Origin of the sequence: Methylobacterium sp. ME121 (assembly GCF_000974725.1) — a bacterium.
GTDB lineage: Bacteria > Pseudomonadota > Alphaproteobacteria > Rhizobiales > Beijerinckiaceae > Methylobacterium > Methylobacterium radiotolerans.
Genome location: NZ_BBUX01000001.1, coordinates 528802 through 555646, shown reverse-complemented (window position 1 = coordinate 555646; position 26845 = coordinate 528802). Strand labels below are relative to the sequence as shown.

The 26845-nt window shown below is 72.2% G+C and carries 32 protein-coding genes and 1 pseudogene; 12 read left to right on the top strand and 21 right to left on the bottom strand.

Annotation, left to right across the window (positions count from 1 at the left end; translation table 11 throughout):
* Positions 1 to 201, top strand: a pseudogene (locus ME121_RS33160) (ketopantoate reductase C-terminal domain-containing protein); the annotation flags it as partial.
* A 21-nt stretch (positions 202 to 222) separates the two neighbouring features.
* On the opposite strand, the gene ME121_RS33155 reads toward ME121_RS33160, so the two are convergent.
* Complete coding sequence (locus tag ME121_RS33155; protein ID WP_012317113.1) at positions 223 to 393, bottom strand: hypothetical protein; 171 nt, start codon at positions 391 to 393, stop codon at positions 223 to 225.
* 211 nt (positions 394 to 604) lie between these two features.
* Between ME121_RS33155 and ME121_RS02490 the strand changes: the two genes are divergently transcribed.
* Together ME121_RS02490 and ME121_RS02485 are read left to right on the top strand one after the other, a co-directional pair.
* Positions 605 to 1906, top strand: coding sequence for an RsmB/NOP family class I SAM-dependent RNA methyltransferase (locus tag ME121_RS02490; protein ID WP_059408266.1), 1302 nt, complete (start codon positions 605 to 607; stop codon positions 1904 to 1906).
* 115 nt (positions 1907 to 2021) lie between these two features.
* Positions 2022 to 3035, top strand: a complete 1014-nt coding sequence (locus ME121_RS02485; protein WP_029359083.1) for an alpha/beta hydrolase — start codon at positions 2022 to 2024, stop codon at positions 3033 to 3035.
* 4 nt (positions 3036 to 3039) lie between these two features.
* On the opposite strand, the gene ME121_RS02480 is transcribed toward ME121_RS02485, so the two are convergent.
* The 4 genes from ME121_RS02480 to ME121_RS02465 all read right to left on the bottom strand — a co-directional run bounded on the left by ME121_RS02480 (position 3040) and on the right by ME121_RS02465 (position 6687).
* Positions 3040 to 4278: a hypothetical protein gene (locus ME121_RS02480; RefSeq protein WP_058607565.1), complete on the bottom strand. Its 1239-nt coding sequence runs from the start codon at positions 4276 to 4278 to the stop codon at positions 3040 to 3042.
* 106 nt (positions 4279 to 4384) lie between these two features.
* A complete protein-coding gene (locus ME121_RS02475; protein WP_024827879.1) occupies positions 4385 to 4909 on the bottom strand; it encodes a DUF2937 family protein in 525 nt (174 codons plus the stop codon).
* Between the two features lie 93 nt (positions 4910 to 5002).
* Positions 5003 to 6016, bottom strand: coding sequence for a WD40 repeat domain-containing protein (locus ME121_RS02470; RefSeq protein WP_059408265.1), 1014 nt, complete (start codon positions 6014 to 6016; stop codon positions 5003 to 5005).
* Positions 6013 to 6687 carry a YoaK family protein gene (locus ME121_RS02465; protein WP_058607562.1) on the bottom strand — a complete coding sequence of 225 codons (675 nt, stop codon included), beginning with the start codon at positions 6685 to 6687 and terminating at the stop codon, positions 6013 to 6015. The genes ME121_RS02470 and ME121_RS02465 overlap by 4 nt, the downstream gene beginning before the upstream one ends.
* A gap of 207 nt (positions 6688 to 6894) precedes the next feature.
* On the opposite strand from ME121_RS02465, the gene ME121_RS02460 reads away from it, so the two are divergent.
* Entirely contained in the window at positions 6895 to 7326 is a 432-nt protein-coding gene (locus ME121_RS02460) for a response regulator (RefSeq protein ID WP_024827877.1), read from the top strand.
* Positions 7327 to 7350: 24 nt separating this feature from the next.
* The gene (locus ME121_RS02455) at positions 7351 to 7716 is read left to right on the top strand and encodes a hypothetical protein (RefSeq protein WP_012317121.1); all 366 of its coding nucleotides are present in this window, start codon (positions 7351 to 7353) and stop codon (positions 7714 to 7716) included.
* A 31-nt stretch (positions 7717 to 7747) separates the two neighbouring features.
* On the opposite strand, the gene ME121_RS02450 is transcribed toward ME121_RS02455, so the two are convergent.
* The 16 genes from ME121_RS02450 to ME121_RS02375 all read right to left on the bottom strand — a co-directional run bounded on the left by ME121_RS02450 (position 7748) and on the right by ME121_RS02375 (position 21502).
* Positions 7748 to 8377, bottom strand: a complete 630-nt coding sequence (locus ME121_RS02450; RefSeq protein WP_029359079.1) for a DUF2939 domain-containing protein — start codon at positions 8375 to 8377, stop codon at positions 7748 to 7750.
* Between the two features lie 24 nt (positions 8378 to 8401).
* Positions 8402 to 8956, bottom strand: coding sequence for an RNA pyrophosphohydrolase (locus ME121_RS02445; RefSeq protein WP_012317123.1), 555 nt, complete (start codon positions 8954 to 8956; stop codon positions 8402 to 8404).
* A gap of 94 nt (positions 8957 to 9050) precedes the next feature.
* The gene (locus ME121_RS02440; RefSeq protein ID WP_043072911.1) at positions 9051 to 10286 is read right to left on the bottom strand and encodes a divergent polysaccharide deacetylase family protein; all 1236 of its coding nucleotides are present in this window, start codon (positions 10284 to 10286) and stop codon (positions 9051 to 9053) included.
* A 174-nt stretch (positions 10287 to 10460) separates the two neighbouring features.
* Positions 10461 to 11801 carry a S41 family peptidase gene (locus ME121_RS02435; protein WP_012317125.1) on the bottom strand — a complete coding sequence of 447 codons (1341 nt, stop codon included), beginning with the start codon at positions 11799 to 11801 and terminating at the stop codon, positions 10461 to 10463.
* The gene (locus ME121_RS02430) at positions 11801 to 13132 is read right to left on the bottom strand and encodes a murein hydrolase activator EnvC family protein (RefSeq protein WP_041372452.1); all 1332 of its coding nucleotides are present in this window, start codon (positions 13130 to 13132) and stop codon (positions 11801 to 11803) included. Before ME121_RS02430 ends, ME121_RS02435 begins: the two co-directional genes overlap by 1 nt.
* A 42-nt stretch (positions 13133 to 13174) precedes the next feature.
* Entirely contained in the window at positions 13175 to 13669 is a 495-nt protein-coding gene (rlmH, locus tag ME121_RS02425; RefSeq protein ID WP_012317127.1) for a 23S rRNA (pseudouridine(1915)-N(3))-methyltransferase RlmH, read from the bottom strand.
* Between the two features lie 15 nt (positions 13670 to 13684).
* Positions 13685 to 14017 (bottom strand): ribosome silencing factor, encoded by a 333-nt coding sequence (rsfS, locus tag ME121_RS02420; protein ID WP_085985303.1) that lies wholly within the window; start codon positions 14015 to 14017, stop codon positions 13685 to 13687.
* Between the two features lie 129 nt (positions 14018 to 14146).
* Positions 14147 to 14806: a nicotinate-nucleotide adenylyltransferase gene (locus tag ME121_RS02415; protein WP_076729212.1), complete on the bottom strand. Its 660-nt coding sequence runs from the start codon at positions 14804 to 14806 to the stop codon at positions 14147 to 14149.
* 19 nt (positions 14807 to 14825) lie between these two features.
* The gene (locus ME121_RS02410) at positions 14826 to 16124 is read right to left on the bottom strand and encodes a glutamate-5-semialdehyde dehydrogenase (RefSeq protein WP_043072912.1); all 1299 of its coding nucleotides are present in this window, start codon (positions 16122 to 16124) and stop codon (positions 14826 to 14828) included.
* Positions 16125 to 16283: 159 nt separating this feature from the next.
* The gene (proB, locus tag ME121_RS02405; protein WP_029359076.1) at positions 16284 to 17399 is read right to left on the bottom strand and encodes a glutamate 5-kinase; all 1116 of its coding nucleotides are present in this window, start codon (positions 17397 to 17399) and stop codon (positions 16284 to 16286) included.
* A 70-nt stretch (positions 17400 to 17469) separates the two neighbouring features.
* Positions 17470 to 18498: a GTPase ObgE gene (gene obgE, locus ME121_RS02400; protein ID WP_012317132.1), complete on the bottom strand. Its 1029-nt coding sequence runs from the start codon at positions 18496 to 18498 to the stop codon at positions 17470 to 17472.
* Between the two features lie 89 nt (positions 18499 to 18587).
* Complete coding sequence (locus tag ME121_RS02395; RefSeq protein ID WP_012317133.1) at positions 18588 to 19184, bottom strand: GNAT family N-acetyltransferase; 597 nt, start codon at positions 19182 to 19184, stop codon at positions 18588 to 18590.
* Positions 19185 to 19370: 186 nt separating this feature from the next.
* A complete protein-coding gene (gene rpmA / locus ME121_RS02390) occupies positions 19371 to 19637 on the bottom strand; it encodes a 50S ribosomal protein L27 (protein ID WP_012317134.1) in 267 nt (88 codons plus the stop codon).
* Positions 19638 to 19725: 88 nt separating this feature from the next.
* The gene (rplU, locus tag ME121_RS02385) at positions 19726 to 20040 is read right to left on the bottom strand and encodes a 50S ribosomal protein L21 (RefSeq protein WP_010683509.1); all 315 of its coding nucleotides are present in this window, start codon (positions 20038 to 20040) and stop codon (positions 19726 to 19728) included.
* Between the two features lie 189 nt (positions 20041 to 20229).
* Positions 20230 to 20601 (bottom strand): hypothetical protein, encoded by a 372-nt coding sequence (locus ME121_RS02380; protein ID WP_245337808.1) that lies wholly within the window; start codon positions 20599 to 20601, stop codon positions 20230 to 20232.
* Between the two features lie 268 nt (positions 20602 to 20869).
* Positions 20870 to 21502: a YceI family protein gene (locus tag ME121_RS02375; protein WP_012317136.1), complete on the bottom strand. Its 633-nt coding sequence runs from the start codon at positions 21500 to 21502 to the stop codon at positions 20870 to 20872.
* Between the two features lie 131 nt (positions 21503 to 21633).
* Here ME121_RS02375 and ruvA point away from each other — a divergent pair, with 131 nt between their 5' ends.
* The 7 genes from ruvA to ME121_RS02345 all read left to right on the top strand — a co-directional run bounded on the left by ruvA (position 21634) and on the right by ME121_RS02345 (position 26834).
* A complete protein-coding gene (gene ruvA, locus ME121_RS02370; protein ID WP_024827869.1) occupies positions 21634 to 22251 on the top strand; it encodes a Holliday junction branch migration protein RuvA in 618 nt (205 codons plus the stop codon).
* A gap of 192 nt (positions 22252 to 22443) precedes the next feature.
* Complete coding sequence (locus ME121_RS33150) at positions 22444 to 22716, top strand: (2Fe-2S)-binding protein (protein ID WP_076729208.1); 273 nt, start codon at positions 22444 to 22446, stop codon at positions 22714 to 22716.
* Positions 22717 to 22760: 44 nt separating this feature from the next.
* On the top strand, positions 22761 to 23258 hold the full coding sequence (bfr, locus tag ME121_RS02365) for a bacterioferritin (protein ID WP_012317139.1): 498 nt from the start codon (positions 22761 to 22763) through the stop codon (positions 23256 to 23258).
* A gap of 119 nt (positions 23259 to 23377) precedes the next feature.
* Complete coding sequence (gene dapB / locus ME121_RS02360) at positions 23378 to 24175, top strand: 4-hydroxy-tetrahydrodipicolinate reductase (RefSeq protein ID WP_012317140.1); 798 nt, start codon at positions 23378 to 23380, stop codon at positions 24173 to 24175.
* Between the two features lie 17 nt (positions 24176 to 24192).
* A complete protein-coding gene (locus ME121_RS02355; protein WP_012317141.1) occupies positions 24193 to 24831 on the top strand; it encodes a 2,3-bisphosphoglycerate-dependent phosphoglycerate mutase in 639 nt (212 codons plus the stop codon).
* A complete protein-coding gene (locus tag ME121_RS02350; RefSeq protein WP_024827868.1) occupies positions 24832 to 25479 on the top strand; it encodes an alpha-ketoglutarate-dependent dioxygenase AlkB family protein in 648 nt (215 codons plus the stop codon). It abuts the gene before it with no gap.
* Positions 25476 to 26834, top strand: a complete 1359-nt coding sequence (locus ME121_RS02345) for a DUF817 family protein (protein WP_059408264.1) — start codon at positions 25476 to 25478, stop codon at positions 26832 to 26834. The genes ME121_RS02350 and ME121_RS02345 overlap by 4 nt, the downstream gene beginning before the upstream one ends.
* Positions 26835 to 26845: the final 11 nt, after the last annotated feature.

Genomic DNA, 26845 nt, shown 5'->3' with positions numbered 1-26845 from the left:
GCTGACGGCGCGGGGTCGACCGTTCACGGCCTCGATGCTGCGCGACATCGAGAACAGGGCCGGATCGAGGCGGACCACGTGATCGGCGACCTGATCGCCCGCGGCGAGCGGCTGGCACCGGAAGTGCCGTTCCCGCTCCTGACCGCGGTCTACACGGGCCTCAAGGCGTACGAGGCCCGCCGGGCGCGGGAAGCGGCCTGAACCGCACCCCGCGCGGACGTCTCAGTAGCGGCCGGGCGGCGGGGGCGGGTTGCCGTATTCCAGCTGCGTCTTGGCATCGACGCGCGGACGCGGCACCGGCGTCAGCTCCGGCTGGGCGGCGGGCGCACTCGCGCAGGCGGCGAGCGTGGCGGTGACCAGGGCCGCGAGGGCGACGCGAACGGTGGACGTCATGGGCTGGGTACTCCCGGGATGCGCCCGGCGACGGACCGGTCTGGTCCGGCGCGGGCGGATGCCATACGACACGCGGCGGCCCGCACGGCGAGCCGCCCGCAGCACGGTCTGCGCCGCGAAGGTGCAGGAAGCTCGGCCGTAACGTGGCGGCATCGTGGGCCAAGCGTGGCCGTTTCACGTCGTCGTCGACGCATTCCGGAGGATCTGACCCCTGACACCCGCCGCTCGCTGCTCTGCCGCCATCGAAGTCCTGACCGATATCGCCGAGCGCCGTCGACCGGCCGCCGACGCCCTCAAGGACTGGGGCCTCGCCCACCGCTTCGCCGGCTCGGGCGACCGCGCGGGCATCGCCAGCCTCGTCTACGACGCCCTGCGGCGGCGGGCCTCGGCGGCCTGGATCATGGGCGCGGACACGCCGCGCGCCATCCTGATCGGGACGCTGCGCCTCCAGCAGGGACTCGCCGCCGCTTCGGTCGCGGACCTGTTCACCGGCGAGCGCTTCGCGCCGGCCCCCCTCAGCGACGACGAGCGCGCGCGCCTCGACGGCGGGTCGCTGCAGGACGCGCCTCCGGAAGTGGCGGGGGACGCCCCGGCCTTCGTGCTCCCGGACCTCGCGGCCACGCTCGGCGAAGACCTCGTCCCGGAGCTGAAGGCGCTGGCGCGGCGGGCGCCCCTCGATATCCGAGTGAACGCCCTGCGCGGCGACCGCGACGCGATCCTGCCGGCGCTCGCGGCCTTCGACGCGGCGCCGACACCGCACGCGCCGGCGGGCCTCCGCGTCCCGATCGGCGCCGACGGCCGCGGTCCGGCGCTCCACGTCGAGGCGGAGTTCCTGGAGGGCTGGTACGAGATCCAGGACGAGGGTTCGCAGCTCGCCGCGCTCCTCGCCGCGCCCCGCGCCGGGGAGACCATCGTCGACCTCTGCGCGGGCGGCGGCGGCAAGACCCTGGCGCTCGCGGCTGAGACCGGGAACGGCGCCCGCCTCATCGCCACCGACGGCGATCCGCGCCGGCTCGCGCCGATCCACGAGCGCCTGCGCCGGTCCGGTGCGCAGGCCGAGGTGCGGACCCCGCGCAGCGGCAAGGCGCGGGCCGATGTCCTCGCGGATCTCGACGGCAAGGTCGACCGGGTCGTGGTCGACGCGCCCTGCACCGGGTCCGGCACGTGGCGCCGGAATCCCGATGCCAAGTGGCGGCTGCGGCCCGGGAGCCTCGCGCTGCGGACCACCGAGCAGGCCCAGGTCCTCGATCGGGCGGCGCGGCTCGTCAGGCCCGGCGGGCGGATCGTCTATATCACCTGCTCGCTGCTCTCGGCCGAGAACGACGCGGCCGTCTCCGGCCTCCTGTCGGGCTGGCGCGGCCGCTTCGACGTCGTCCCCGCCGATGAGGTGCTGACGGCAGGACCGGAGTCGCTCCGGGCAGCGGTGCGGAAAACGGCCCACGGGATCCAGATGAGTCCGCTGCGGACCGGGACCGACGGCTTCTACGTCGCGGTCATCGCGCGGAAGGGCTGAGGCGCGCCGCCGCGACGGAACCCGTGCCGCTCCGACGGGCGTTGCACCCGCGCTCCTGCAGGAGCCGGGTTCGCCGCGCGGCGGTCCCGCTCGCGGCCGCATCCGGGAGATGCCCTTGCGCCTCGACCGCCGTTTCCTGCTCGCCGGTCTCGGAAGCGCCCTCGGGCTGCGCGGTACCGGGGCGGGAGGGGCCGCGGAGACGGCACCGCCACCCCTCCCGCACGAGTCGGTCCGGGCGCTGCCACGCTCGCTCCCCGGCGCGGATCTGCAGGTGATCGAGCTGTGGCCCGGCGCGCCGCCGGGCGGCGGTGACGGACCGCACGCGGACGGCTACCGCTACGTCGAGGGGACGTTCGGCGACATCACGCGCGTGTCGCGACCCTGTCTGCTGGTCATGCGGCCGGCCAATCCCAACGGCGCCGCGATGATCGTCGCGGCCGGTGGCGGGTACGAGTTCATCGCCATCGGCAACGAGGGCGTCCCGGTCGGCCGCGTCCTGAACGCCGCCGGCGTCACCGTCTTCCTCCTCGTCTACCGCCTGCCGGCGGAGGGGTGGGGCTCGGGACCGGACGCGCCGCGTCAGGACGCACAGCGCGCCCTCCGGCTGGTCCGGGCACGCGGCGCGGAGTTCGGCATCGATCCCGCGCGGGTCGGCGTCCTCGGCTTCTCGGCGGGCGGCCACCTGATGGGCGAGACCGCGGTCGGGAGCGCCCGGGACCTGTACGCGGGCGTCGACGCGACCGACGCCCAGCCGATCCGGCCCGCGCTGGCCGGTCTGATCTACCCGGTGATCACCATGCGCAAGCCGTTCGACCGGACCGCGACCCGCCGCATCCTGGTCGGCGACGACGTCACCCCCGACGAGATGAAGACCTACTCGGTGGACCTGCAGGTCGGGCCGGAGACGCCGCCGACCTTCCTGGTCCAGGCGATCGACGATCCCGTCGCCGTGGCCGACCATCCGCTGTTGATGTTCTCGGCGCTGCGGAAGGCGCGGGTCCCGGCCGAGCTGCACCTGTTCGAGCGCGGCGGCCACGGCTTCGGCCTCGGCGCGCCCGGCACACCCGCGGCGGCGTGGCCCGGCCTGTTCCTGGCCTGGATCCGCCTGCACGGCTTCCTGCGCGCCTGACCGCTCACTCCCCCCGCGTCTGCAGGCGGTGCAGCTTGGCGACCTTCGGCCGACTGGTCCGGAACTGGCCGCGCTCCACCGCGACGAAGACCACGATGGCGATGGCGAGGGTGGTCAGCCACCACACCGCGGTCAGCCCCACGCTCAGGCAGGCCACCGTGAAGGCGGCCGCGAAGCAGCCCATCGCGCCGGGCACCAGGGCCGGGCCGTCCCGGCCGGCCCGCCGGATCGAGGCGTAGAGGGCGAAGGCGGCGGCGAGCGCGCCGACGATGCCGAGCTCGTACCAGAACTCGAAGAGCGCCGTGGTCGGCGCGTTGGCCGGCAGCAGGCCGACCAGCCGTCCGCGCAGGGCCGTCTCGAAGCCGTGCCCGGTGATCAGCCGCACCGGATCGGAGGTCACGACCTTCTGCCAGCTCTTCAGCGACAGCACCGCGGGGGCGACCGGCCCGAGCAGCGCGGCCCCCACCGGCCGCGCCAGGAAGGGCAGCAGCGGCGCCGCGGCCAGCAGGGCGGCCGAGAGGGTGGCGGTGAGCATCACGCCGAGCCCCTGGCGGTAGCTCGTCAGGGCGAAGGCGACGGCGCCGACCGACAGGGCGGCGATCTGGGTCCCGTCCGGCTGGACCGTGAGGGCGAGGGCGACCAGCAGCGCGAGGCCCAGCGCCTCTCGGTCCCGGCGGCGGGATCGCAGCCACGCGAGGGCCGGCCAGAGCAGCAGGATGAGCAGGACAAGGCCGCGATCGAGCGCGCCGTCATCCTCGACGCCGGACGGCGCGAGGTGGGCGCCGAACAGACCGAGCATGATCGCCACGATCGCCCCCGCCACGACGCCGAGCGGCAGGAGGTAGAGATTCGCCGAGCGCATCCGGTCGGGGAGGGCGAGGTAGCCCAGGAGGGCGAGGCCGATCGTTGCGCCGAGATTGGCGAGCCGCTCCAGCGCGGGCCCGAGGAAGGGCGTCCAGGTGAGCGACAGGGCCGACCACAGCACGACCAGCATGCCGGCCAGGAAGGCCGGAGCGGTCAGGAGACGGTAGGTCGCCGGGCGGACCGGGCGCTGCCGCCGGTCGATGACGCTGGCGATGATCAGGAGGATCACGGCGATCGGCGCGAGGATCACCGAAGCGCGGCGCGCGACCTGCGCCAGGACCGGGAGAACCACGAACAGGCCGAAGAAGCCGATACGCCGCAGCAGCGCGGCGGCGTCGAGCGCCGGATCGATGGTGGTGGAGTTCGACGCGCGCGGCATCTTGCGCCTTCTCCCGGACCGGGACGGCCGGATCCCTGCTCGATACGCAAGGCTCGCGCAAGCCGCTGTAGACGTTGCGCCACAGTCTTGCCCGCGCGAACCGCGCTCACGCCGCGGTCGCGGATTCCCGCGGGCGCCGACGGACCGCTCGTCGGCCGACATCCGAGGCGACGCGCCAGCCACCCCACGCGACAAAAAAACCGATCAGACCCGCGGCGAGGCCGTCGGCGCTCGTGGGTACGGCCGGGCGGAACTCGCGGTAGGCGGCCTCGGCCACCGGCAGGTCGGGATCGCGCAGCATCGCCACCACCCGGCCGAGGGGGCTCGTCGCCGCGGCCAGGGCCTGCTGCTGGGCGCTCAGGCGGGCGAGACGGGCGATGTCGGCCTGGGCGGCCTCACCGCGGCGGGCGACGAGCTGGTCCGGGCTGGCGCGCAGCCGGTCGACGGCGCCCTCGCGCGTCGTGCCGGTGGCCTGCGCGTCGGATTCGAGGACCGCCACCTGCCGACGGAGTTCGTCGGCGGCGCCGCCGAGGCGCTGCGCGTATTGCTGTGCGAATTCGGGGGCCTGCGCGGCGACCACGCCTCCGAGCAGGCCGAGGGCGAGGCCGAAGGTGCGGAACACGCGAAACATGTCTGGCCTCCGGCGGGGAATCGACCCCCGACAAAGAGCACGCACGGGGCCCCGGTTCCAGCCGCGGGCGCGACGACGCTCGCCTCCGTGGGCTCAGCCCGGCAGCGTCAGGAGGCCGGCCTTGCCGTCGGTGCAGCCGAACAGCAGCCGGCCGCCGCGCGCGTCCCAGCCGAGCGCCGTCACGCCGCTTCCCTGGACGGCGGGGCGCACCAGCAGCTCGGCCGCGTCGGTGAAGCGGACGAGCAGGATGCAGCCGTCCTCGTAGCCCATGGCCAGCACCGGCGCCTTCGGGTGGAACGCCACCCGGGAGACGCGGGCGGGGCGGACGCCGCATTCGCGCGGCGCCTTGCCGGTCGGACCCTCCTTGGAGTCGAACGGCCACACGATCGCCGCCTCGGCCCCGCTCGTGGCGAGCCAGTTGCCGTCGAACGACCACGACATGGAGCGGACCTTGCCGGGATAGCCCGACATCCGCATGTGGCCGCGGTCCGGCTGCAGGCGCCAGCCGTGCAGGCTGTTCTCCTGCATGGTCGACACCACGAAGCGCCCGTCCGGCGACCACGTCACGTCGATATGCGAGCCCTTCCAGGTGACCACCTCGGCGGGCGTCTCCAGATTGGGGTACCAGAGGCTCACGCCGTTGTAGTGGGCGACACCCAGCCGGTACCCCTTGGGCGCGAAGACGAGGCCGCGCGCGGAGGACGGCGCCTCGAAGGTCTTCTCGCGGCCCTTGGCGTCCCGGGCCACGACGGAGCGGCCGGCCGACCACGCCACGCCACCGTCGGGATGGACCGCCAGCGCGTCGATCCAGGCAACGCCCTTGGCGAGGCCGAGCTGCTCCATCGCCCCGTCGGCGCGGATCGCCACCACGCGCCCGTCGTCGCCCCCCGTGACCAGCCGGTCGACACCGCCGGCCGCGACGAGGATCCCGCTGTCGGGATGCGCGGCGACGCGCGCGATCCCGTCCGCCCGCACCAGCGCGACCGTGCCGTCGCTGAGCGCCAGGGCCGGCACGTCCTTGAGGAAGTGCGCGGCGAGCACGTGCTCGCCGGGCTCCAGCGCGGCGACGTGACTGGTGAGGGACGGGTTGCTGACGGGGCTGCTCATGTCGGGGGGACCTTCGCGGCCGGCGGCGCGGTGCGCAAGACCAGGAACGCGGTAATCATCGCCAGCCCGCCCGAGATCGCCGCCGGGGCGATCAGCGCGTACAGGCCGACCTGCTGGTAGGCGTGCGCGCCCAGATAGGCGCCGAACAGCAGCGAGATCCAGACGGAGGCGTCGCCGAGCCAGCCGAGAGGATCCCCGGTGCGTGTCAGGGCCTGCGCGATCTTCTGGCCGAGGCTGAAGAGCGCGCCGGTCACGAAGGTCGTGCCGGCCCGGAACCCCTTCACCTGCGCCAGCACCGCGTTCTGGGATCCCATCGCCACGGCGACGAAGAAGGCCGCGAGGCCGAGTTCGGGCGACTGGAGGCCGAGTCCCAGACCGGCGAGGATCAGCAGGGACTCGTAGGCGAGGACCGCCGGCGTCGTCCACCGCGGCGGCACGAGGATCGCCAGCCCGCTCCCCAGGACCGATCCCGTGAGGAACGCGAGGATCAGGATCGCGGGGAGGATCATGCGGTGCAGCTCGACCTGGGCGCCGAGAACGGCGAGCTGCGTGGTGTTGCCGCTCATGAACGACGTGTAGAGGCCGCCCAGTCTCACGAAGCCGAGGGCGTCGACGTAGCCCGCCATACCGGTGAGGAGCAGGCCGACGCCCAGCTGCCAGCGGCGATTCACCGTTCGGCCTCGCCGTCGCGGGCCGGTAACGCTCCGTTAACCATTCGAACGCCTTCGTTCACGGACGCCGGGCCGCGGTTAACGCGCCGCTCACCAAACCCGAGCAATTCGATGCAAACACGGTGAACGCCGCGTCGGAAGGGGCCGTTGCCCCAGCGATCCGGCTCGGGGACATCGTGCCCCCGCCGGGTGAGTGGGAGTTGCGTCATGGTTCCGTTCGCCGCCGCTTTCGTCTGCCCGACCCTGCCTGTCCCGGACCGGGGCGTCGCCACGATCCTGGTCGTCGAGGATGAGCCGACCGTGTGCGAGCTGGCCGCCGAGGCGCTCCTCGACGAGGGGTACCGGGTGCTCACCGCCGCCGATGCCTGGGAGGCCGAGGCGATCCTGTCCCGGGAGAGCGTCGACCTGCTCTTCACCGATATCGATCTGGCCCGCAACACGGACGGCCTGTCGCTCGCCCGGTGCGCCCGCCGGCTCTCGCCCGACCTCCCGGTCGTCTACACCTCCGGGGGCCGGGCTTCCCTGGCGGCCTGCGAGGCGGTTCCGGGCTCGGTCTTCGTGCCGAAGCCGTACCGCCCGAGCCAGCTCGTGGCGCTAACGCAGGACGTCCTGCGCACCGCGCCCGTGCACACCTTCTGAATTGGATCTTCGAGGATACCCGCCATGTGGCGCTCTCTTCCCGCAATCGGCCTCGCGCTCGCCGCCGCGGTCGCCGCATCGCCGGCCCGGGCCGCCTGCGACGTGAAGGGCGCGCAGATCGAGGAGGCGATCGCCAAGAAGAGCGAGCTCCGCGAGGACGCTAACGCGCAGCTGGTCCGCGACCTCCGGACCCTGCGCGACGCCGCCATCGTCCTCGAGAGCTACAAGTTTCCGGGCGAGTGCGAGGTCCTGCTCGGGATCGTGCGCTCCCTCCTGGCCAATCCGAGCAAGACCATCGAGCAGAGCGGCGACACCGACGAGGAGAAGGCCGAGGACCTGATCGAGGCGCGCGAGCCCAAGGACGCGGCGGGCGCCCCGAAGGCGAAGTAGCGAGCCGCGGCCGTCCGGGGCGCGGCGCCCGTCAGCGCTCCTCGCCGGCGCTGGCGCCGATCTTGGCGCGCGCCAGCGCGCGGCTGAGCTTGGCGGCGATCTGCTCGCGCAGCATGTCGGCCATCTCGATATCCACGAGGCGCCAGCTCAGGCCGCGCAGCCGCAGCCGGATCCGCGTGCGTTCCGGGCGGGGCCCCTCCGGCGGGATCGGGATCACGACCGCGCGGAAGCCGCGCATCTCCAGAGCCGCGTAGTAGGGTATGAGCCGCCCGAGGCCGCGGATGACCAAGCCCTCAGGCCGGGTGCCGTCCGGCCGCTCGACGTCGAGCTTGTCGGGCCAGCCGTTGGCCAGCAGATCCATCACCGTCTCCGGCGTCACCATCGTCTCGGCGAGCGCCAGGGCGAGCCCGTAGGCGGCGTCGTTCAGGCGCTGGCGGTCGCGCGGCTCCAGGTCGGGATCGCTCTCAGAGGCCGCGCGCATCGCGGCGGTGATCTGCCGGACCAGCGACAGCCGCAGCGTCCTGAAGTTCACGTGACTCTCGACATAGGCGGCGTCGTGCCGACGCACCGCCTGAGCGAGGTCGTAGAGCGACCAGAGCGGGCTCATCGTGAAGGCGAGCCACGCCAGGGCGAGAGCGACCGGGACCGCGAGCCAGCGCACGGCCTCAGCGCCCCGTCCGCGCGGTCATGACCGCGCCGCCCAGCGATCGAGGCCGGAGAAGGCCGCGACGACCCGCTCGTAGACCGGCCGCTTGAATGGGACGATCAGGTCCGGAAGTTCGGAGAGTTGCGCCCAGCGCCAAGCGTCGAATTCCGCCTTGTGAGCGCCGCCGCCGGGCCGGAGCACGTCGATCAGGTCCTCGCTGCCGACGAAGCCGTAGGCGAACCATTTCTGCGTCTGGCCACGGTAGCGGCCCTTCCAGGCCTGCTTCATCACCGCCGGGGGCAGGTCGTAGGGCAGCCAGTCCGGGATCTCGGCGAGGAGCTTAACCGCCTCCGGCGGGACGTTGGTCTCCTCGTAGAGCTCGCGCCGTGCGGCGGCTTCCGCATCCTCACCGGGATCGATGCCGCCCTGCGGCATCTGCCACATGTGCGGACCGTCGACGTGCTCGGGACCCGCCTCCTTGCTGCGACGCCCGACGAAGACGCCGCCCGACGGCGCGATCAGGGCGATGCCCACGCAGGGGCGATAGGGCAGGGCAGTGCCTGGGTCCGAATCCGTTACCATCGCGGCGACCATAGGTCAGGGGTGGGCGAGGCGGCAACGTCGACCAAGTCTTCACCGATCCGGACGGTGCCGGATCTACTTGCGCTGACTTTCGACACGGTCGCGTTCAATCAGCCGTGGAGACTCGCTTGTCGCGGGCGCCGCGCAGCGCCACGCTCGCCGGCACGAGGCGCAGCCCGCGGGACTCGATCTCCTTCGCCCAGCGCGCGATCCGATCGACGCTCAGCGGTGTTCCGGTCGCCGAGACCAGGGCGAAGCCGTTGGCGCGGGCCCGAGCCTCGGCCTGGGCGAGTGCGGCGTCGATCGCGTCGGCGCGCGGCGTGGCGTCGAGGACGATCTCGGCGCGGGCGACCGGCGTCTTCCCCTTGTTGGCGGGCGCGACCGCGGGCTTCGGAGCCGTGCCGTCGTCGAGGAACCCCAGACCGCGGGCGCCGATCTCGCGCAGGACCGGCTCGAACGCCGCATCGGCCATGAGCTTCGAGCCCATGTAGTTCACGACGCCGACATAGCCCGGGAAGCGCGCCATCGCCCAGGCCTGCCGATCGGCATTCTCCAGCCCCTTCAACGCGGTGAGCAGCGTCTGCGGGCCCGGGTCGCTGTCGGGATAGTCGAAGGGCTCCATCGGGAGTTGCAGGAACACTTCGTGGCCCGCGTCCCTGGCGCGCGCGGCGGCGCGCTCGACCTCGCCGCCGTAGGGCAGGAAGGCGAGACTCACGGCGGCGGGCAGGCGCGCGGTGGCGCCGGCGGTGGCGGCCTGGCCGACACCGAGACCGGTCACCACGATCGCGATGCGCGGCCCCGAGCCGGCCTCTTCCGATCGGGCGTACACGTCGAGGGCGCGGATGCGGCCCTCGCCCAGCTTCGGCATGAGACCGTGGCGGCCGGATTCGCTGATCCGCGGATCCGGGGCCTGGGCGAGACGGGGGGCGCTCGGCGGCGGCACACGGATCACCACCGCCTCGCTCGGCCCGCTGCCGGCCGGGCGCACGACCGTGACGCCGGAGGCGGTCTCGACCTCCTCGGCACTGCGCTGGAGCGGCGCGGTTCCGGGTTCCGTCGTGATCACCTGGGGCTGCTGTGCGGCTGGCGCCTGCGCGGCCGGGCGGGCCGCGGGTTCGCGCATCGTGATCGCCACCTGGACGCGGGGCTCACCGCCGTGTGGGTCCCCCAGCGCGAGCACCAGGCCGGCCGCCACCACGAAGCTGGCCGCGAGCGCGGCGGCCGCGACCCGGGGCCGGCGGCCAGCCGCGACGAGGCGTCCGATCCGGCCTTCGGGCTGCGCCGGCGCCGCCTCCGGCACCCCGAGGGGGCGCGTGAGGATATCGTCGGTGGACTCGGTCAAGCGGCTCTCGATACGGGATCGCGGTTCCTGCGCCGGTCGGCGCGGTCCCAACCCTCGGATCCATTGCGGCCGGGTATGGTTAACGTTCCGCTAATGCCCGGTCCCAGAACGGGAAATCCCGCCCGGGGGGTGGCCGGGCGGGATCGGGTCCTGGCGCAGCGCGAGGCCGCGTGATCAGTTCGGCAGGCTCGGCTTCTGCTGCTGCGGCGCGGGCGTCCCGTTGGCGGCGCCCTTCTGGATGCCGTGGAGGAAGTCGACGGCCGAGATCAGCTGCTTGTCCTTGGCCGGGTCCGGCGGGACGTAGGCGGAGGATCCGCCGCGCTCGTCGGTGTCCTTCTGCTTCAGGTGGCCCTTGAGCCCGGCCTCACCCTTCGTCTCGTCCTTGCCCTTGAGCTCGTCCGGGACGTCCTGCGTGACCTCGACGTCCGGCTCGATGCCCTTGGCCTGGATCGAGCGGCCCGACGGCGTGTAGTAGCGCGCCGTGGTGAGCCGGAGGGCGCCGGAGCCGCCGAGCGGGATGATCGACTGCACCGAGCCCTTGCCGAAGGAGCGCGTCCCCATGATGGTCGCGCGCTTGTGATCCTGGAGGGCGCCGGCCACGATCTCGGAGGCCGAGGCGGAGCCGCCGTTGACCAGCACCACGATGGGCTTGCCCTTGGTCAGATCCCCCGCCTTGGCGGAGAAGCGCTGGGTCTCGTCCGGGTTGCGGCCGCGGGTGGAGACGATCTCGCCGCGATCGAGGAAGGCGTCCGAGACCATCACGGCCTGATCGAGCAGGCCGCCCGGGTTGTTGCGCAGGTCGACGATGTAGCCTTTGATCTTGTCGGCACCGATCTCGCCGGTGAGCTTGTCGATCGCGGCCCGCATGCCGTCGAAGGTCTGCTCGTTGAACTGGGTGAGGCGGATATAGGCGACGTCGCCGCCCTCGATCTTCGAGCGCACCGGCTTGATCTTGATGACGTCGCGGGTGAGCGTGACGTCGATCGGATCCTTCGATTCCTTGCGGGTGATCTTGAGCTTCACGCTCGAGTTCACCGGGCCGCGCATCTTGTCGACCGCCTGGTTCAGGGTGAGGCCCTGGACCTGGTCGTCATCGATCTGCGTGATGATGTCGTTCGCGAGCAGGCCCGCCTTCGCCGCGGGGGTGTCGTCGATCGGCGTGACGACCTTGATCAGGCCGTCCTCCATCGTGACCTCGATGCCGAGCCCGCCGAACTCGCCGCGGGTGGTGGTCTGCATGTCGCGGAACGCCTTGGCGTCCATGTAGCTCGAGTGCGGATCGAGCGACGTCAGCATGCCGTTGACGGCCGCCTCGATCATCTTCGACTCGTCCGGCTTCTCGACGTAGTCGGTGCGGACCTTCTCGAAGACGTCGCCGAACAGGCTGAGCTGGCGGTAGGTCTCGGCCGAGGCGGCCACGGCCCGCGGACCCGACAGGAAGTCGGTCTGGGTCGCCACCATGGACGTTCCGGCACCGAGGAAGGCGCCGAGCATGATCAGGGAAGTCTTGCGCATCAGCCGCGAACCTTCTCGCCAAGTACCGTATTATTCGGGCTCTTCGCCCACCACGGCTCCGGATCGATGGAGCCGCCGTCCTTCTTGAACTCGACGTAGAGCGTGGGATCACCCTCGGACCCGCCGGGACCCGCACCCTTGTCGCCCATGCTGCCGACCGGTTCGCCCGCGAGCACGAACTGACCGACCTCGACGCTGATCTGGTCCATTCCCGCGAGCAGAAGATAGTAGCCGTCGCCCGCGTTGATGATCAAGAGTTGGCCATAGGACCGAAACGGCCCGGCGAACTGCACCCACCCGTCGGCCGGGGAGGAGACCGAAGCCTTCGGGCGGGTCGTGAACGACACGCCGCGCGTCGTCCCCCCATTGCCATCGGGCTGGTTGAAGCCCCGTGCGACGCGACCGCTCACCGGCCGCGGCACTTCGCCCCGTGCCTCGGCGAAGTGCACCTTGGGGGCCAGCCGCGCGGGATCGCGGAAGCCGGCCGCGGCGAACCGCTCCTGGGTGATGCGCACTTCGCGCTCCGCGGCGGCCTTGGCCTCCTCGGCGGAGCGCTTCGCCGCCGCGACCTCCGCCTCCGTGCGGTCGAGCAGATCCTTCAGGGTCTTGGCCTGCGCCCCGAGCTCGGTGGCCCGGCGCCGTTCGGCGGTCAGGCCGCTCTCAACCTCCGCCTGCCGTGCGCGTCGGGCCGCGACGAGGGCCTGGAGGCGCTGCTGCTCCCTCGCCCAGCCGGCGAGATCGCTCGAGAGCCCTTCCTTGTCCTGCGCGATCAAACCGCGCAGCCTGATCATTTCCGCTAGATCGGCCGCGAGCGTGTCGACCTCACCGCGCAATTCCGGCACCACCGCGCCGAGCAGCATCGAGGTCCGGATCGCGGCCAGCACGTCTTCGGGACTCACCAGCACGGCCGGTGGCGGACGACGGCCCATGCGCTGGAGCGCCGCCAGGATCTCGGCGACGATGCCGCGCCGACCCTGCAGCGAGTGCCGGATCGCGGCCTCGCTCTCGCTCATCGCCTTCAGGCGCTCCTCGAGGCGGCTCAGGCGATCTTCCGTCGCCTGCGCCTGCCGGTTCGCGTCGAGGAGGGCTGTGTCGAGCTTCGCGCGGTCAGACCCGATCGCGGCGATCTCGGCCTCGAACTGCGCGCGCTGTCCGGCGCTGGCGGCCAGGGCGTCCTGCACGCGTTTCAGGTTCTCGGCCCGGCGCTCCCGCTCCTCGTTGGCCCGCTGTATCGCCTCGGGGTCCGTGGGCTTCGGGGCTTCGGCGCGCGCGGCCACGGTGATCGACAGCACGGCCAGCAGGGCGAATGCCGCGCGTCCGCGCCGCGGCACGGGGTTGGACTCGGCCTCGGTCTCGGACTTCCCCACGGCCGTTCAGCCCGCCTCACCGCGATGGTAGGGGTGTCCGGCCAGGATCGTGAGGCTGCGATAGAGTTGTTCGAGGGCGAGCACGCGAACGAGTCCGTGGGGCAGGGTGGCGGCCCCGAACGACAGGATCAACTCGGCCCGCGTCCGAATTGAGGCGTCCAGCCCGTCCGGCCCACCGATCGTCACGACCAGCGCCGGCCGGGCCGCATCGCGCCAGCCGGCGACGCGTTCTGCCAGGGCCTCGCTGCCGAGATCGGCCCGGCCGCGCTCGTCGTAGGCGACGAGGACTCCGCCGGAGGGCAGATAGGTCGCGAGCGCCGCCGCCTCCTCGGCGCACCGGTCGGGGGCGCGACGGGCCCGGGATTCCGGAATCTCGACGTTGTCGCAGGACGGGAAGCCGAGGCCGCGTCCGAGTTGTGCGGCGCGGTCGCGATATCGTGACGCGAGCTCGCGCTCCGGCCCGGCCTTCAGCCGTCCGACCGCGGCCAGGATCAGGCGCATGGACCTCGGTCCGGCCTAGCCGGCCGCGAGCCCGACGGGACGGTCGGCGCCCCACATCTTCTCGAGATTGTAGAAGCCGCGGACTTCGGGGCGGAAGATGTGCACCAGCACGTCGCCGGCGTCGATCAGCACCCAGTCGCAGGCCGGCATGCCCTCGACCCGGGCATTGCCGAAGCCGCGGTTCTTCATCTCCTGGATGATCTTGTCGGCGATCGACCCGACGTGCCGCTGCGAGCGACCCGACGTGATGATCATCGTGTCGGCGAGCGAGGTCTTGCCGGCCAGATCGATCGCGATCGTCTCCTCGGCCTTCATGTCGTCGAGGCATTCGAGGGCGAGTGCCTTCAGATCGTCCGAGCGCGCCTGACCGGCTTCGACCGGGGCTTGGACGGGGGTGCGGATCGTCTCCGTGCGACTGGTCTCGGGCAGAGTCCTGGTTCCTCGTTCTGCCGCACGGCGACGTCGGGCCTTGCGGGATCAGGTGAAATTGGCGGTATCGCGCCCCGATTGCAACCGCGCAGGCTGCGGTCGCGGCGTCGGCGCGCCCGCGCGCGCGCGGATCTGCGTGGACGAGAGGGTCGAGCGGGGCCCGTGGAGGAACACCCAGGCCGGCGGCGACCGTAGCGCGAGTGTCGATGCCGCCGCCTCGGGGACCCGGGCGTCGGCGAGGCGTTGCGCGGCCCGGGCGCTCAGCGGCGTCATGGTGAAGCCGGGCCGGTCGATGACGGCGATCGGCACGAGTCGCGCGATCTCGGCGAAACCCTTCCAGCGATGGAAGGTGCCGAGGGAATCGGCCCCCATGATCCAGACGAAGTGGACGCCCGGACACCGGCGCGTGAGGAACCGCAGCGTCTGGACCGTGAAGCGGACGCCGAGCGCCGCCTCGATCCCTGTCACGGCGATCCGGGGGTGCCGGGCGATCTCGCGCGCCTGGGCGCACCGCGCTGCGACGGAGGGGAGGGCGCTCCGGCTCTTCAGCGGATTGCCCGGGCTCACCAGCCACCAGACGCGATCGAGCCCGAGCCGCCGCAGGGCCGAGAGGGTCACGTGCCGGTGGCCTAGATGGGCCGGATTGAAGGATCCGCCGTAGAGGCCGATCCGCATGCCGGGGGCGCTCGGCGGCAGGGTCAGCCGCACGCCGGACCTTCAGGTCGGATCACGGGCGAATCTGGCCGGTGCCGTGGACCCGGTACTTGAACGTGGTGAGCTGCTCGACGCCCACCGGCCCGCGCGCGTGCATCCGCCCCGTGGCGATGCCGATCTCGGCCCCGAAGCCGAACTCGCCGCCGTCGGCGAACTGCGTGGAGGCGTTGTGCGTGACGATCGCCGAGTCGACTTCGGCCAGGAAACGGGTCGCCTCGGCGTCGTTCTCGGTGATGATCGCGTCCGTGTGATGCGACCCGTAGGTCTCGATGTGCTCGATGGCGGCCTCGATCCCGTCCACCACCCGCACCGCGATGATCGCGTCGAGGTACTCGGTGTGCCAATCCTCCTCGGAAGCGGCCGTCACGCGCGGATCGACCGCGCGCGTCGCGGCATCGCCCCGGACCGCGCAGCCGGCGTCGAGCAGGGCCTGGACCAGCGGCGCGAGGTGCGTCGCCGCGCAGGCACGGTCGACCAGCAGGGTCTCGGCGGCGCCGCAGACGCTGGTCCGGCGCATCTTGCTGTTGAGCAGCACGGTGCGGGCCATGTCGAGGTCGGCCGCCGCGGCGACGTAGACGTGGTTGATGCCGTCGAGATGGGCGAAGACCGGAACGCGCGCCTCGGCCTGGACGCGCTCCACGAGGCCGCGGCCGCCGCGCGGGACGATCACGTCCACGCAGCCGTCGAGGCCGGCGAGCATCAGCCCGACCGCGGCGCGGTCGCGGGTCGGCACCAGCTGGATCGCGTCCTCCGGCAGGCCGGCATCGGCGAGCCCCCGGCTCATGGCCCTCGCGATCGCCATGGCGCTGCGATGGCTGTCCGAACCGGCGCGAAGGATCGCCGCGTTGCCGGCCTTGAGGCAGAGCGCTCCGGCATCCGCCGTCACGTTGGGCCGCGCCTCGAAGATCACGCCGACGACCCCGAGCGGCACCGCGATGCGCTCGATCAGCAGGCCGTTCGGCCGCTCGATCGCGGCGAGCTGGCGACCGACCGGGTCGGCCAGCGACCCGACCTTCTCGACGGCGTCCGCGATGGCCGCGAGGCGCCCAGGGTCGAGGGTGAGCCGGTCGATCAGCGCGGCGGTCTGACCCGCGCTCCGGGCCGCGGCCACGTCCCGCGCGTTCTCGCTCAGGATCTCGTCGCGGCTCGCGCGGATCCGCTCGGCGATCAGCTTGAGCGCCGCGTCCTTGGTCCGCGCCGAGGCCAGCGCCATGCGCCGCGCCGCCGCCCGGGCGCGACGGCCGATCGCCCCCATCTGCTCCGGGAGGGCATCGGCCTCGGCGAAGTCCGATCTCAGGTTCAGGACGGGCACGCTGGCGTCCTCGGTTGTCGACGGCCGCACGCGCGACCCGGACGGGGGAAAGCGCCGTATTTGCACATCGAGCGCCGTCCCGACAAGAGTGCCGGGCCGGGAATTGTGACGGTAATTGAGAGGAAAAATTGTATATAGATTAGCTTATGTCCGCGACTTCTAGAACAGTGCCAAGTCATCGCGGTGCACCATCCAGGCGCGACCGGGATAATTGAGCAGTTCCGGAATGCGCGCGCTCGGATGACCGATGATCAGCGCGGCCTCGGCGCTGTCGTACGCCACCAGGCCGCGGCCCAGGATCCGGCCCTCCGGATCGCGGATCATCACGGCGTCGCCGCGCGAGAAGCTGCCCTCGATCGCCCGCACGCCCACCGGGAGCAGGCTGGCCCCGCTCCGGAGCGCCTGCTCGGCACCCGCGTCGATCGTCAGCGTGCCGCGCGGCTCGAGGGAGCCGGCGATCCAGGTCTTCCGGGCGGCCGTCGGCGTGGAGCCCGACAGGAACCACGTGCAGCGCGCGCCGTCCCGCACGGCCTTGAGCGGGTTCTTCCCGCGTCCGTCCGCGATGACCAGGTGCGTGCCGCCCGAGGCGGCGATCTTGGCGGCCTCAACCTTGGTGCGCATGCCGCCCCGCGACAGCTCGGAGGCCGGGCCGCCGGCCATCGCCTCGATCTCCGGGGTGATGCGCTCGACCACGGCGAGGTGGCGGGCGTCCGGATCGCTCTTGGGCGGCGCGGTGTAGAGGCCGTCGATGTCCGAGAACAGCACCAGCACGTCGGCGTCGATCATGGTGGCGACCCGGGCGGCGAGCCGGTCGTTGTCGCCGTAGCGGATCTCCGAGGTCGCCACCGTGTCGTTCTCGTTCACGACCGGGACCGCGCGCATCTCCAGGAGCTTCAGCACGGTGGCGCGGGCGTTGAGGTAGCGGCGGCGCTCCTCGGTGTCCTGCGGCGTCACGAGGATCTGGCCGGCGACGATGCCGTGATGGCCCAGAGCTTCGGCCCAGTGGCGCGCCAGCGTGATCTGCCCCACCGAGGCCGCGCCCTGGCTCTCCTCCAGGCGCAGGACGCCGGGTGCCAAACCCAGCACCGTCCGGCCGAGGGCGATGCTGCCGGACGACACGACCAGAACGTCGACGCCGCGCCCGTGCAACTCCGCGATGTCCTCGGCCAGCGCCGCGAGCCAGGCATGGCGCAGGCGGCCGGCACTGCGGTCGACCAGCAGGGCCGAGCCGACCTTGATGACCACACGGCGAAATTCTTCGAGGGCAGGGATCATGATTCTTGCGGGACGGCGCGTCGACGGCGGGTGTGAACCAAGAGCCGCCCTTTGAACAGTCGGTCGAGGGCTACGGCTGCCAGGCGGCTACCGGCTTCCGCTCGGCCTCGGCGCTGGCGTCGATCTCGGTTTGGAGCGCTCGCAGCGCCTCGGGAACGCCCTTGCGGCTCGCCGAGGACAGGATCAGCGGCGCGCGGCCGGCGGCGCGCTTCAGCTTCGCCACCTGGCTCTTGAGCGTGTCGGCGTCGAGGGCGTCGGCCTTCGAGAGCGCCACGATCTCGGGCTTCTCCGCGAGGCCGTTGCCGTAGGCCTCGATCTCGCCGCGGACCAGCTTGTAGGTCTTGCCGGCATGCTCGCTCGTGCCGTCCACGAGGTGCAGCAGCACCCGGCAGCGCTCGACATGGGCGAGGAACTTGTCGCCGAGGCCGACGCCCTCGTGGGCGCCCTCGATCAGGCCCGGGATGTCGGCGAGCACGAACTCGCGCCCGTCCGACCGCACCACGCCGAGGCCGGGATGCAGGGTCGTGAACGGGTAGTCGGCGATCTTCGGCTTCGCCGCGGTGACGCTCGCCAGGAAGGTCGACTTTCCGGCATTCGGGAGGCCGACGAGGCCGGCATCGGCGATCAGCTTGAGCCGCAGCCAGATCCACATCTCCTGGCCTTCCTGGCCGGGGTTGGCGTGCTTCGGGGCGCGATTGGTGGACGTCGTGAAGTAGGCGTTGCCGAAGCCGCCGTTGCCGCCCTTGGCGAGACGGATCTTCTGGCCGACCTCGGTCAGGTCGGCGAGAAGCGTCTCGCCGTCTTCGGAGAAGATCTGCGTGCCGGCCGGGACCTTCAGGACCGTGTCGGCGCCGTTGGCGCCGTGGCAGTTCGAGCCCATGCCGTGCTCGCCCTTCTTGGCCTTGAAGTGCTGCTGGTAGCGGTAGTCGATCAGGGTGTTGAGACCCTCGACGCATTCCACCCAGACATCGCCGCCCCGGCCGCCGTCGCCGCCGTTCGGTCCTCCGAACTCGATGAACTTCTCGCGCCGGAACGAGACGCAGCCGGGACCGCCGTCACCGGAGCGGACATAGACCTTGGCTTCGTCGAGGAACTTCACGACCTGAATCCTTTGTCGGGCGCGGATTCGCGACCCGCACCATCACCCTGTGAGCGGCCGCCGGCCAGCCCCGGCGCCGCGGGACCGCCTCAGGCGGCCCGCGTCATCGCCGGCTCCGACGGCGAAGCCTGCCAGCGCCGCCGGTCGAGGCTGAAGAGATCGACCGGCAGATCCGCGCCGCGCGCCGGGAACGGCCGGGTCGCGCTGCCGGCCTGCACGAAGCCGCAGGTCTCCAGCACGCGCCGGGACGCGGGGTTGACCGTGCGGGCGGACGCGGCGAGTTCCGTCCCGCCGGTATAGGCGAAGAAGGCGTGGCACAGGGCCGTGACGGCCTCGGCCATCAGGCCGCTGCCCCAGTAGGGCTGCCCGAGCCAGTAGCCGAGCTCCGGGGCCGCGTCGGTCCGCTCCTCGATGCTGATGACACCGATGAGGCTGCCCGGCGCCGCCCGAGGCGCGAGGGCGAGCGTGAGCGCCGACCCGGCGGCGTTCTGCGAGCGCGCCTGCAGCAGGAACGCGTCCACCGCCGGGGCCGGGAGCGGGTGCGGCACACGCGCCAGCATCGCGGCCACAGACGGGTCGCCGGCCAGCTTCAGGATCGCGTCCCTGTCTTTGGCTGTCGGCCAGCGCAGCCACAGCCGCCGTGTCTCGATCCGGAAAACGTCATCGCGGGTCAGATCGGGGAACATCGTGCCCTCGCAGGGCGGCGTTCCCGGCTCCGGGCCACCGCCTCAAGACGACGAAGGGGAGGATGGCGTCCCATCCTCCCCGGTGTTCCGTTCGACCTGGCCCGTCAGGGGCTCGGCAACGACGTCTCCGGTCCGGTGTGGGACACCGGGCGGGACGCCAGCTTCGCCACTCAGGGCGCCCGCCTCTTATTCCGCGGCCTCGGCCAGCGGGGTAACACCTACGAAGGCGCGCCCGCGGCGCGTCTCGAAGCGGACATGGCCCGGTACCAGCGCGAAGATCGTGTGGTCCTTGCCCATGCCGACATTGGCGCCGGGATGCCATTTGGTGCCGCGCTGACGCACGATGATGTTGCCCGGAATCACGGCCTCCGAGCCGAACTTCTTGACGCCGAGGCGCCGGCCTTCCGAGTCGCGACCGTTGCGGGACGAGCCGCCAGCCTTCTTGTGTGCCATGGGATGAGCTCCGAATTCTGAGTGGCTTGGATGCGGTCGCGGATCGATCCCTCTCAGGGGACCGTACGCGCCCAGCGTCTGGCGTGCGTCAGGCCGAAATGCCGGTGATGCGCACGACCGTGTGGTCCTGGCGATGGCCGCGCTTGCGGCGGGAGTTCTGCCGGCGGCGCTTCTTGAAGGCGATGACCTTCTTGTCGCGGCCGTGGCGCACGATCTCGCCCGTGACGCTGATGCCCGACAGGGTCGGGGCGCCGACCTGGGTCGCGCCCGCGCCGTCGGCGAACAGGAGGACCTCGCCGAAGGTCACGGCCTCGCCGGCCTCGCCTGCCAGGGAGGCGATCGTGATGGTGTCGTTGGCGGCGACGCGGTACTGCTTACCGCCCGTCTTGATGACTGCGAACATCGTTCTCTCGTGTTCTCGAACGGCCTCCGGGACGGCTGCCCCTGGACCGGCTTCTTGTTTGAAGTCATTGCGCGGGCGTTCGGCCCGGACAACGCGAAACGCGCGGACCCCAGCAGAGGCCGCGCGCCGTGCGAGGTCAGTACGGGCGCAGCGGCGCCGTGTCAATCCGCTGCGGCCTGCCGGGCGGTGTCAGCGGATCGGCGCGCCGTTCGCCAGGATGCCCTTCGCGACGCTTCCCTCAGGGCCGAAGGCGGCGAGCGCCTGCGCGCACCAGGTGTCCCGGCCGTCGGCGGCGAGCTGCTGGCGCACCTGCGTGGCGCGGGTCCGCAGCTTCTCCTCCAGCATCGCCTCTTGCCCGGCATTGACCCGGGCCGCGAGGCGGAGCGTCGTCAGCTGCCCGGCCCGGACCTGCACGCCCGGACAGGCCTGCTCGGCGATGATGGTCGTGGCCGCCGCCGACGCGTAATTGTCGAGGGGCGAGGGCGCCGCCGGCACCTGCGCGGCGGCCGTCCCCGCGAGACACAGCGTCAGGGCAAGAGTGGGGACACCGACACGCCGCACGGCTCTGGCCTCCAGGGTGAGCATCGATCGGCGCGGTGGCGCGCCCCGCTCGGGACAATGTCGGGCGTCGCCCGTGAGGAACGAGGACCTGTGAGGTCCGCCCCTCGCCGCGGCGCCGCGACGGCGGCTGACTACACCCCCGGCGCCGGGGCGTCACCCGCCGCCCCGGCTCGCATCCGCGGTCCGGCACCGCCGCGGACGCCGCGGGACGCCGGCGCCCCCGGCATCGCCACGCGGGAGAATTCGCGGCCGGCCGGCGGACCGGCCGTCAGGGCGCGGCCTTGAACTCGCCCTCGATGCGCAGGCTGACCTCGTCGCCGAGCTGCGGCAGGTAGGCGTTGATGCCGAAATCCGAGCGCTTGACGACGGCGCGCCCGTCGAAGCCCACCGTGTAGCGCTGATCCACCGGATGGATGCCGGCCTGGTTGAAGGTGGCATCGATCGCGAACGGCCGGACCGTCCCGCGCAGGTTGAGGTCGCCGGTGATCCGCGCGGTCGTCGGACTGGTGGGCTCGACCTTGGTGGCGGTGAAGGTGGCGGTCGGGAACTTGGCCGTGTCGAAGAAGTCCGGGGCCGCGAGGTGCTCGTTCAGCCGCGCGCTGCCGGTGATGACGCCGCCGAGCGGCACGGTCACCTCGAGGCGGCTCTTCTCCGGCGCCTTCGGGTCGAGCTGGAGCGTGCCGCTGAGTCCGGTGAACTGGCCGTAATAGGTCGAGTAGCCGAGATGCGAGACCGACCACGTGACCTTGCCGTGATCCGGATCGAGGACGTAGCTGCCGGGCCGGACCTGGGTCGGATCCGCGCTCGGGGCGACCGGTGCGGGCGGGGCCGCCGGGTTGTCCGCCGCCCGGGCCGGGCCGGCGCAGAGCAGGCCGATCAGGACAAGAAGTGGCGCGCGCATGTCATCCCCCCGTGACCGGCCAAGCTCGGCCGGCGCGGGCCCGTGATTTCATGATCTCCCTGCGCGCTCAAGCACGTCTGGCGGAGGCCGCCGCGGTTCTGTAGGCAACCCGGGACAGCGGCAGGCGTGGCATGATCGGCAAGCTCAAGGGCGTCGTGGACTCGTTCGGCGAGGATTTCGTGATCCTCGACGTGTCTGGAGTCGGCTACATCGTGCACTGCTCGGCGCGGACCCTGCAGCGCATGCCCAAGGTCGGCGAGCCCGCAGAGCTGTCGATCGAGACCCACGTCCGCGAGGACATGATCCGCCTCTACGGCTTCCGCTCGGACGCCGAGCGGGAGTGGTTCCGCCTGCTCCAGACCGTCCAGGGCGTCGGCGCCCGGGTGGCGCTCGGCGTGCTCTCGGTGCTCGAGCCCGAGGCGCTGGCGAGCGCCATCGCCACCGGCGACAAGGGTTCGATCAGCCGGGCCCCGGGGGTCGGGCCGCGCCTCGCCGCCCGGCTCGCCGCCGAGCTCAAGGACAAGGCCCCGGCCTTCGCGCCCGTCGACCCGGCGCTGGTCGCCCTCGCGGGCGCCGTCGAGGAGGGCGCCGCCCCGCAGCCGGTGACGGACGCCGTCTCGGCCCTGGTCAATCTCGGCTACCCGCAGGTCCAGGCCGCCGCCGCCATCGCGGCCGCGCTGAAGGGCGCGGGGGAGGGCGCCGAGGCCAAGGTGCTCATCCGGCTCGGCCTGCGCGAGCTCGCCCGCTAAAGGCCCGCCTGACAGTTGGGGCACACTTAGATCGCACGCCCTTGACCCGCGCGACCCGCGGTGCCATGTCGACCGCGGTCAATAAGGTATTGAAAAGCCAGCTACTTTTCAACTCTTCTAAACTGGCGCGGGTGCTCCGGACGGTCGTCGACGACCGCGGCGGGCACGGGGATGACGGGATTTGCGGCGCGCATGATCGTCTGTTCTTGTAACGTCATATCGGACGGCGCGGTCCGCGGCTGCCTGGCGCCCGGACCCGGCTGCCCGCGCACGCCCGCGCAGGTCTATGCCTGCCTCGGCTGCAGCCCGAAATGCGGGCGCTGCGCCCGCACGATCCGGGCGATCATGCAGAACGCGTTGGGCGAGGCCGCGGCGGCGGAGAGCAGCCATGCTTGCACGACGGCTTGCGCCAGCGCGTGTAGTTTGGTGAAGTTCCAAACTGCGGATGAGGGAGTCGCGGCCTGATGCTTCTACCCCCCGCCTGAGAGCACGGTAAGGAGTACGGGGGCATGAAGGGCGACACCAAGGTCATCGAGTATCTGAATCGCGGCCTGCGCAGCGAGCTGACCGCCGTCAGCCAGTACTGGCTGCATTTCCGCATGCTCAATGACTGGGGCTACGTCGAGCTGGCGAAGTTCTGGCGCAAGGAATCGATCGAGGAGATGAACCACGCCGATCGGTTCATCGACCGGATCCTGTTCCTCGACGGGTTCCCGAACCTGCAGGAACTCGACCCGCTGCGGATCGGCCAGAATGTCCAGGAGATCCTGGAATCCGATCTCGCCGCCGAGAACGAGGCCCGCAGCCTCTACCTCGAGGCCGCGAAGTACTGCGACTCGATCAACGACCGCGTGTCCAAGCGCCTCTTCGAGGATCTGGCCGAGGACGAGGAGGGTCACATCGACTTCCTCGAGACCCAGCTGGAGCTGATCAAGCAGATCGGCCTGCCGCTCTACGCGCAGAAGCATATCGGCGGGCTCGAGCAGATCGCCCCCGAGAAGGAGTGAGAGCGACCGGGCTCCCGCCGCCCGCGCGGCGGAGCGGGCGCCCGGACAGCGTGGCGGGCAGGGGCGGGGCCGGCGCGCTCCTGTTCCCGCCTGCGTGTGACGGCTAGCTGGGGAACGGAATGCGGCTCGTGGTAGTCGGCGCCGACGGGCGCATGGGGCGGATGCTGATCCGCGCGGTGGCGCAGGCCGAGGGCTGCACGCTCTCAGCGGCGATCGAGCGCGACGGCTCGCCGGCGCTCGGCCAGGACGCGGGCGTGCTCGCCGGCCTGCCGCCCCTCGACGTGCCCGTCACCGACGACGCTCTCACGGCCTTCGCGGCTGCCGACGGCGTCCTCGACTTCACCGCGCCGGCCGCCACGGTGGCCTTCGCCGAGCTCGCCGCCCAGGCGCGCATCGTGCACGTCGTCGGCACGACCGGTCTGTCGGAGGAGGACTTCGCCAAGCTGAAGGCGGCCTCCTACCACGCCCGCATCGTGCAGTCCGGCAACATGTCGCTCGGCATCAACCTGATGGCTGCCCTGGTCCGCCGGGTGGCCAAGGCCCTGGGCGACGAGTTCGACATCGAGATCGCCGAGATGCACCACCGCATGAAGGTGGATGCCCCCTCCGGCACCGCGCTGATGCTGGGCGAGGCCGCCGCCGAGGGCCGCGGCGTCGACCTGAAGGCGGTCCGGGTCTCGACCCGGGACGGGCATACCGGTGCCCGCCGGCCGGGCGACATCGGCTTCGCTACCCTGCGGGGCGGCAGCGTCGTGGGCGATCACAGCGTGATCTTCGCCGGCACCGGCGAGAGCCTGACGATCAGCCACCACGCCGCCGACCGGGGCCTGTTCGCCACGGGCGCCGTCAAGGCCGCGCTCTGGGCCCATCCCAAGCCGCCGGGGCTCTACACCATGACCGACGTGCTCGACCTGTGACCGGCGGCGAGACGGCGATGGAGCGGCTCCTCGTCCTCGTCCGGCACGGCCAGAGCGAGTGGAACCTCCGGAACCTGTTCACGGGCTGGCGCGACCCGGACCTGACCGAGCGCGGCGTCGCCGAGGCGCGGGCCGCCGGCCGTGGTCTGAAGCGGGACGGCTACGGCTTCGACGTGGCCTTCACCTCCGCACTGATCCGGGCGCAGCGCACCTGCGCGCTGGTGCTGGAGGAGATGGGCCTCTCCGAGATCCCGATCCTGCGCGAGCGCGCCCTGAACGAGCGCGATTACGGCGACCTTTCCGGCCTCAACAAGGACGAGGCCCGCGCCCGCTGGGGCGACGCGCAGGTCCACGCCTGGCGCCGGGGCTACGACGTGCGGCCGCCCGGCGGCGAGAGCTTGAAGGACACGGCCGCGCGGGTGCTGCCCTGCTACGTGGCGACGATCCTCCCGCGCGTGATGGCCGGCCAGCGGGTCCTCGTGGCGGCCCACGGCAACTCGCTGCGCGCCCTCGTCATGGTCCTCGACGGCCTGACCGAGGCGCAGGTGCCGGACCTCCAGATCCGGACCGGCGTGCCGCTGGTCTACCGCCTGAACGCCGACACCACGGTCGCGTCGAAGACCGTGCTGGACCAGGACGTCGACGCGGGCCGCTGAGTGGCGACGGAACTCGCTCCGGGCCTGATGCACCACCCCGGCTTCCTCGACGCGACGGCCCGTGCGCGGCTCGCCTCCGAGATCGCCGCGATCCTCGCCGAGGCACCGCCCGTCACGCCGCGCATGCCCCGCACCGGAAAGCCATTCTCGGTCCGGATGTCCAATGCCGGCCCGCTCGGCTGGGTCTCGGACGTCGCGGGCTACCGCTACCAGCCGGACCATCCCGAGACCGGGCGGCCATGGCCGGCCCTGCCGCCGACCGCCCGCGCGGCGTGGGCGGCGCTCGCGGCCTACCCGGCACCGCCGGAAGCCTGCCTCATCAACCTCTACGCCCCGGGCACCCGCATGGGCCTCCACCAGGATCGCGACGAGGCGGATCTCGCGGCGCCGGTCGTGTCGCTGTCCCTCGGCGCGGCGGCCCTGTTCCGGTACGGCGGCTTGAGCCGGTCGGGCCCGACCCGCTCGATCCGCCTGCAGGCCGGCGACGCGCTGGTGATGGGCGGCGCGTCGCGGCTGGTCTTCCACGGCATCGACCGGCTCTACGCGGACGGCGACCTGCTGGCTGCGGCGGACGGCCCCGCGTTCCTGCCGCCGGGCGGCCGCTGCAATCTCACCCTGCGGCGCGTCACGGTGCCGGGCCCGGCATGACGCGCGAGCGAGACCCGGACGCGGAGCCGTCCGTAACGCCGGTCCCGATCCCGCGCGCGCGCGACAGTGCGGCGGCGCAGTGGCCGGCGCTCGCCGGCTTCGTCGCGGCCGAGGGCCGCCTCCAGGAGGCGGCGCTTGCGCGCGGCCGCGCCGCGGCCGGGCTCTACGAATTCGTCCGATTCGGGCTCAAGCAGGGCTGGGCCTGCCTGTTCGGGGGCCTGCTTCTGGCGCTGATGCTCGGCACGCGCCTCGTCTGGCCGGCCCACGCGCCGATCGCCCGCTACGACGCGCTGTTCCTCGCCGCCCTCTTGCTCCAGGTCGCGATGCTGCGGCTGCGGATGGAGACGTGGTCGGAGGCCCGTGTGATCCTGGTCTTCCACGTCATCGGCACGGCGATGGAGATCCACAAGACCGCGATCGGCAGCTGGGTCTACCCGGAGGCGAACCTGTTTCGGCTCGGCGGCGTCCCGCTGTTCACGGGCTTCATGTACGCGGCCGTCGGCAGCTATCTTGCCCGCGTCTGGCGCCTGTTCGATTTCCGTTTCACCCGGCACCCGAGCCTGCGCCTGCTCGCGGTCCTGTCAGTGGCGATCTACGTCAACTTCCTCATCGATCACCGCGGCATCGACCTGCGCGCCGGCCTCATCGCGGTCGCGTTCGCGGCCTTCGCCCCCGCGACCGTGTACTTCAAGGTCTGGCGGGAACACCGCACCATGCCGCTGCTGCTCGGCCTGCTGCTCGTCGCGCTGTTCATCTGGTTCGCCGAGAATCTCGGCACGCTCTCCGGCACGTGGCTCTACCCGAGTCAGCGGCAGCACTGGTCGGTCGTCCCGGTGGCCAAGCTCTCGTCCTGGTTCCTGCTGATGATCGTGTCCTACACCCTGGTCGCCCGGGCGAACGGCATCGCGACCTGGCCGATCGCGCCGACGGCGCCGGCGCGGCGGACTCTGCCGCTGGCGCGGGCGACCCATCTCGGCCTCGCGGCCGCGGTGATCGCCCTGGGATTGCTGCTGCGCGTGCCGCCCTGGCGCCTGCCGCTCGCGATCCACCATTACGGTGGCGGCCTCCTGTGGGGGGCGATGCTGTTCCTTCTGGTCGCGGCCCTGCGACCCGGCAGCTGGGGCCTGCGCACCTGCCTGATCGCCGCCTTCGCGGCCGCCGCGCTCATCGAGACCAGCCGGCTCGTCCATACGCCGGCCCTGGACGCCTTCCGGACGCCCCTGCCGGGTCAGCTCCTCCTCGGCTCCATCTTCTCGCCGTGGAATCTCCTCGCCTACGGCGTCGGAATCGCCGCCGCCGCCGCGCTCGCGCTTTCCCTTCATCGTGAACGCAGGCGCGCCGCGTTGCCGGCTTGACAGAACAGGTC

Coding starts and splice junctions, on each gene's coding strand:
- bfr (WP_012317139.1), top strand. CDS start 22,761: ATGAAGGGCGACACCAAGGTCATCGAGTATCTGAATCGCGGCCTGCGC.
- dapB (WP_012317140.1), top strand. CDS start 23,378: ATGCGGCTCGTGGTAGTCGGCGCCGACGGGCGCATGGGGCGGATGCTG.
- ME121_RS02475 (WP_024827879.1), bottom strand. CDS start 4,909: ATGTTTCGCGTGTTCCGCACCTTCGGCCTCGCCCTCGGCCTGCTCGGA.
- ME121_RS33150 (WP_076729208.1), top strand. CDS start 22,444: ATGATCGTCTGTTCTTGTAACGTCATATCGGACGGCGCGGTCCGCGGC.
- ME121_RS02480 (WP_058607565.1), bottom strand. CDS start 4,278: ATGCCGCGCGCGTCGAACTCCACCACCATCGATCCGGCGCTCGACGCC.
- ME121_RS02375 (WP_012317136.1), bottom strand. CDS start 21,502: ATGCGCGCGCCACTTCTTGTCCTGATCGGCCTGCTCTGCGCCGGCCCG.
- rlmH (WP_012317127.1), bottom strand. CDS start 13,669: ATGCGCCTGATCCTGGCCGCGGTCGGACGGCTGAAGGCCGGGCCGGAG.
- proB (WP_029359076.1), bottom strand. CDS start 17,399: ATGATCCCTGCCCTCGAAGAATTTCGCCGTGTGGTCATCAAGGTCGGC.
- ME121_RS02345 (WP_059408264.1), top strand. CDS start 25,476: ATGACGCGCGAGCGAGACCCGGACGCGGAGCCGTCCGTAACGCCGGTC.
- ME121_RS02435 (WP_012317125.1), bottom strand. CDS start 11,801: ATGCGCAAGACTTCCCTGATCATGCTCGGCGCCTTCCTCGGTGCCGGA.
- ME121_RS02455 (WP_012317121.1), top strand. CDS start 7,351: ATGTGGCGCTCTCTTCCCGCAATCGGCCTCGCGCTCGCCGCCGCGGTC.
- rplU (WP_010683509.1), bottom strand. CDS start 20,040: ATGTTCGCAGTCATCAAGACGGGCGGTAAGCAGTACCGCGTCGCCGCC.
- ME121_RS02395 (WP_012317133.1), bottom strand. CDS start 19,184: ATGTTCCCCGATCTGACCCGCGATGACGTTTTCCGGATCGAGACACGG.
- ME121_RS33155 (WP_012317113.1), bottom strand. CDS start 393: ATGACGTCCACCGTTCGCGTCGCCCTCGCGGCCCTGGTCACCGCCACG.
- ME121_RS02470 (WP_059408265.1), bottom strand. CDS start 6,016: ATGAGCAGCCCCGTCAGCAACCCGTCCCTCACCAGTCACGTCGCCGCG.
- rpmA (WP_012317134.1), bottom strand. CDS start 19,637: ATGGCACACAAGAAGGCTGGCGGCTCGTCCCGCAACGGTCGCGACTCG.
- ME121_RS02460 (WP_024827877.1), top strand. CDS start 6,895: ATGGTTCCGTTCGCCGCCGCTTTCGTCTGCCCGACCCTGCCTGTCCCG.
- ME121_RS02445 (WP_012317123.1), bottom strand. CDS start 8,956: ATGGTCGCCGCGATGGTAACGGATTCGGACCCAGGCACTGCCCTGCCC.
- ME121_RS02355 (WP_012317141.1), top strand. CDS start 24,193: ATGGAGCGGCTCCTCGTCCTCGTCCGGCACGGCCAGAGCGAGTGGAAC.
- ruvA (WP_024827869.1), top strand. CDS start 21,634: ATGATCGGCAAGCTCAAGGGCGTCGTGGACTCGTTCGGCGAGGATTTC.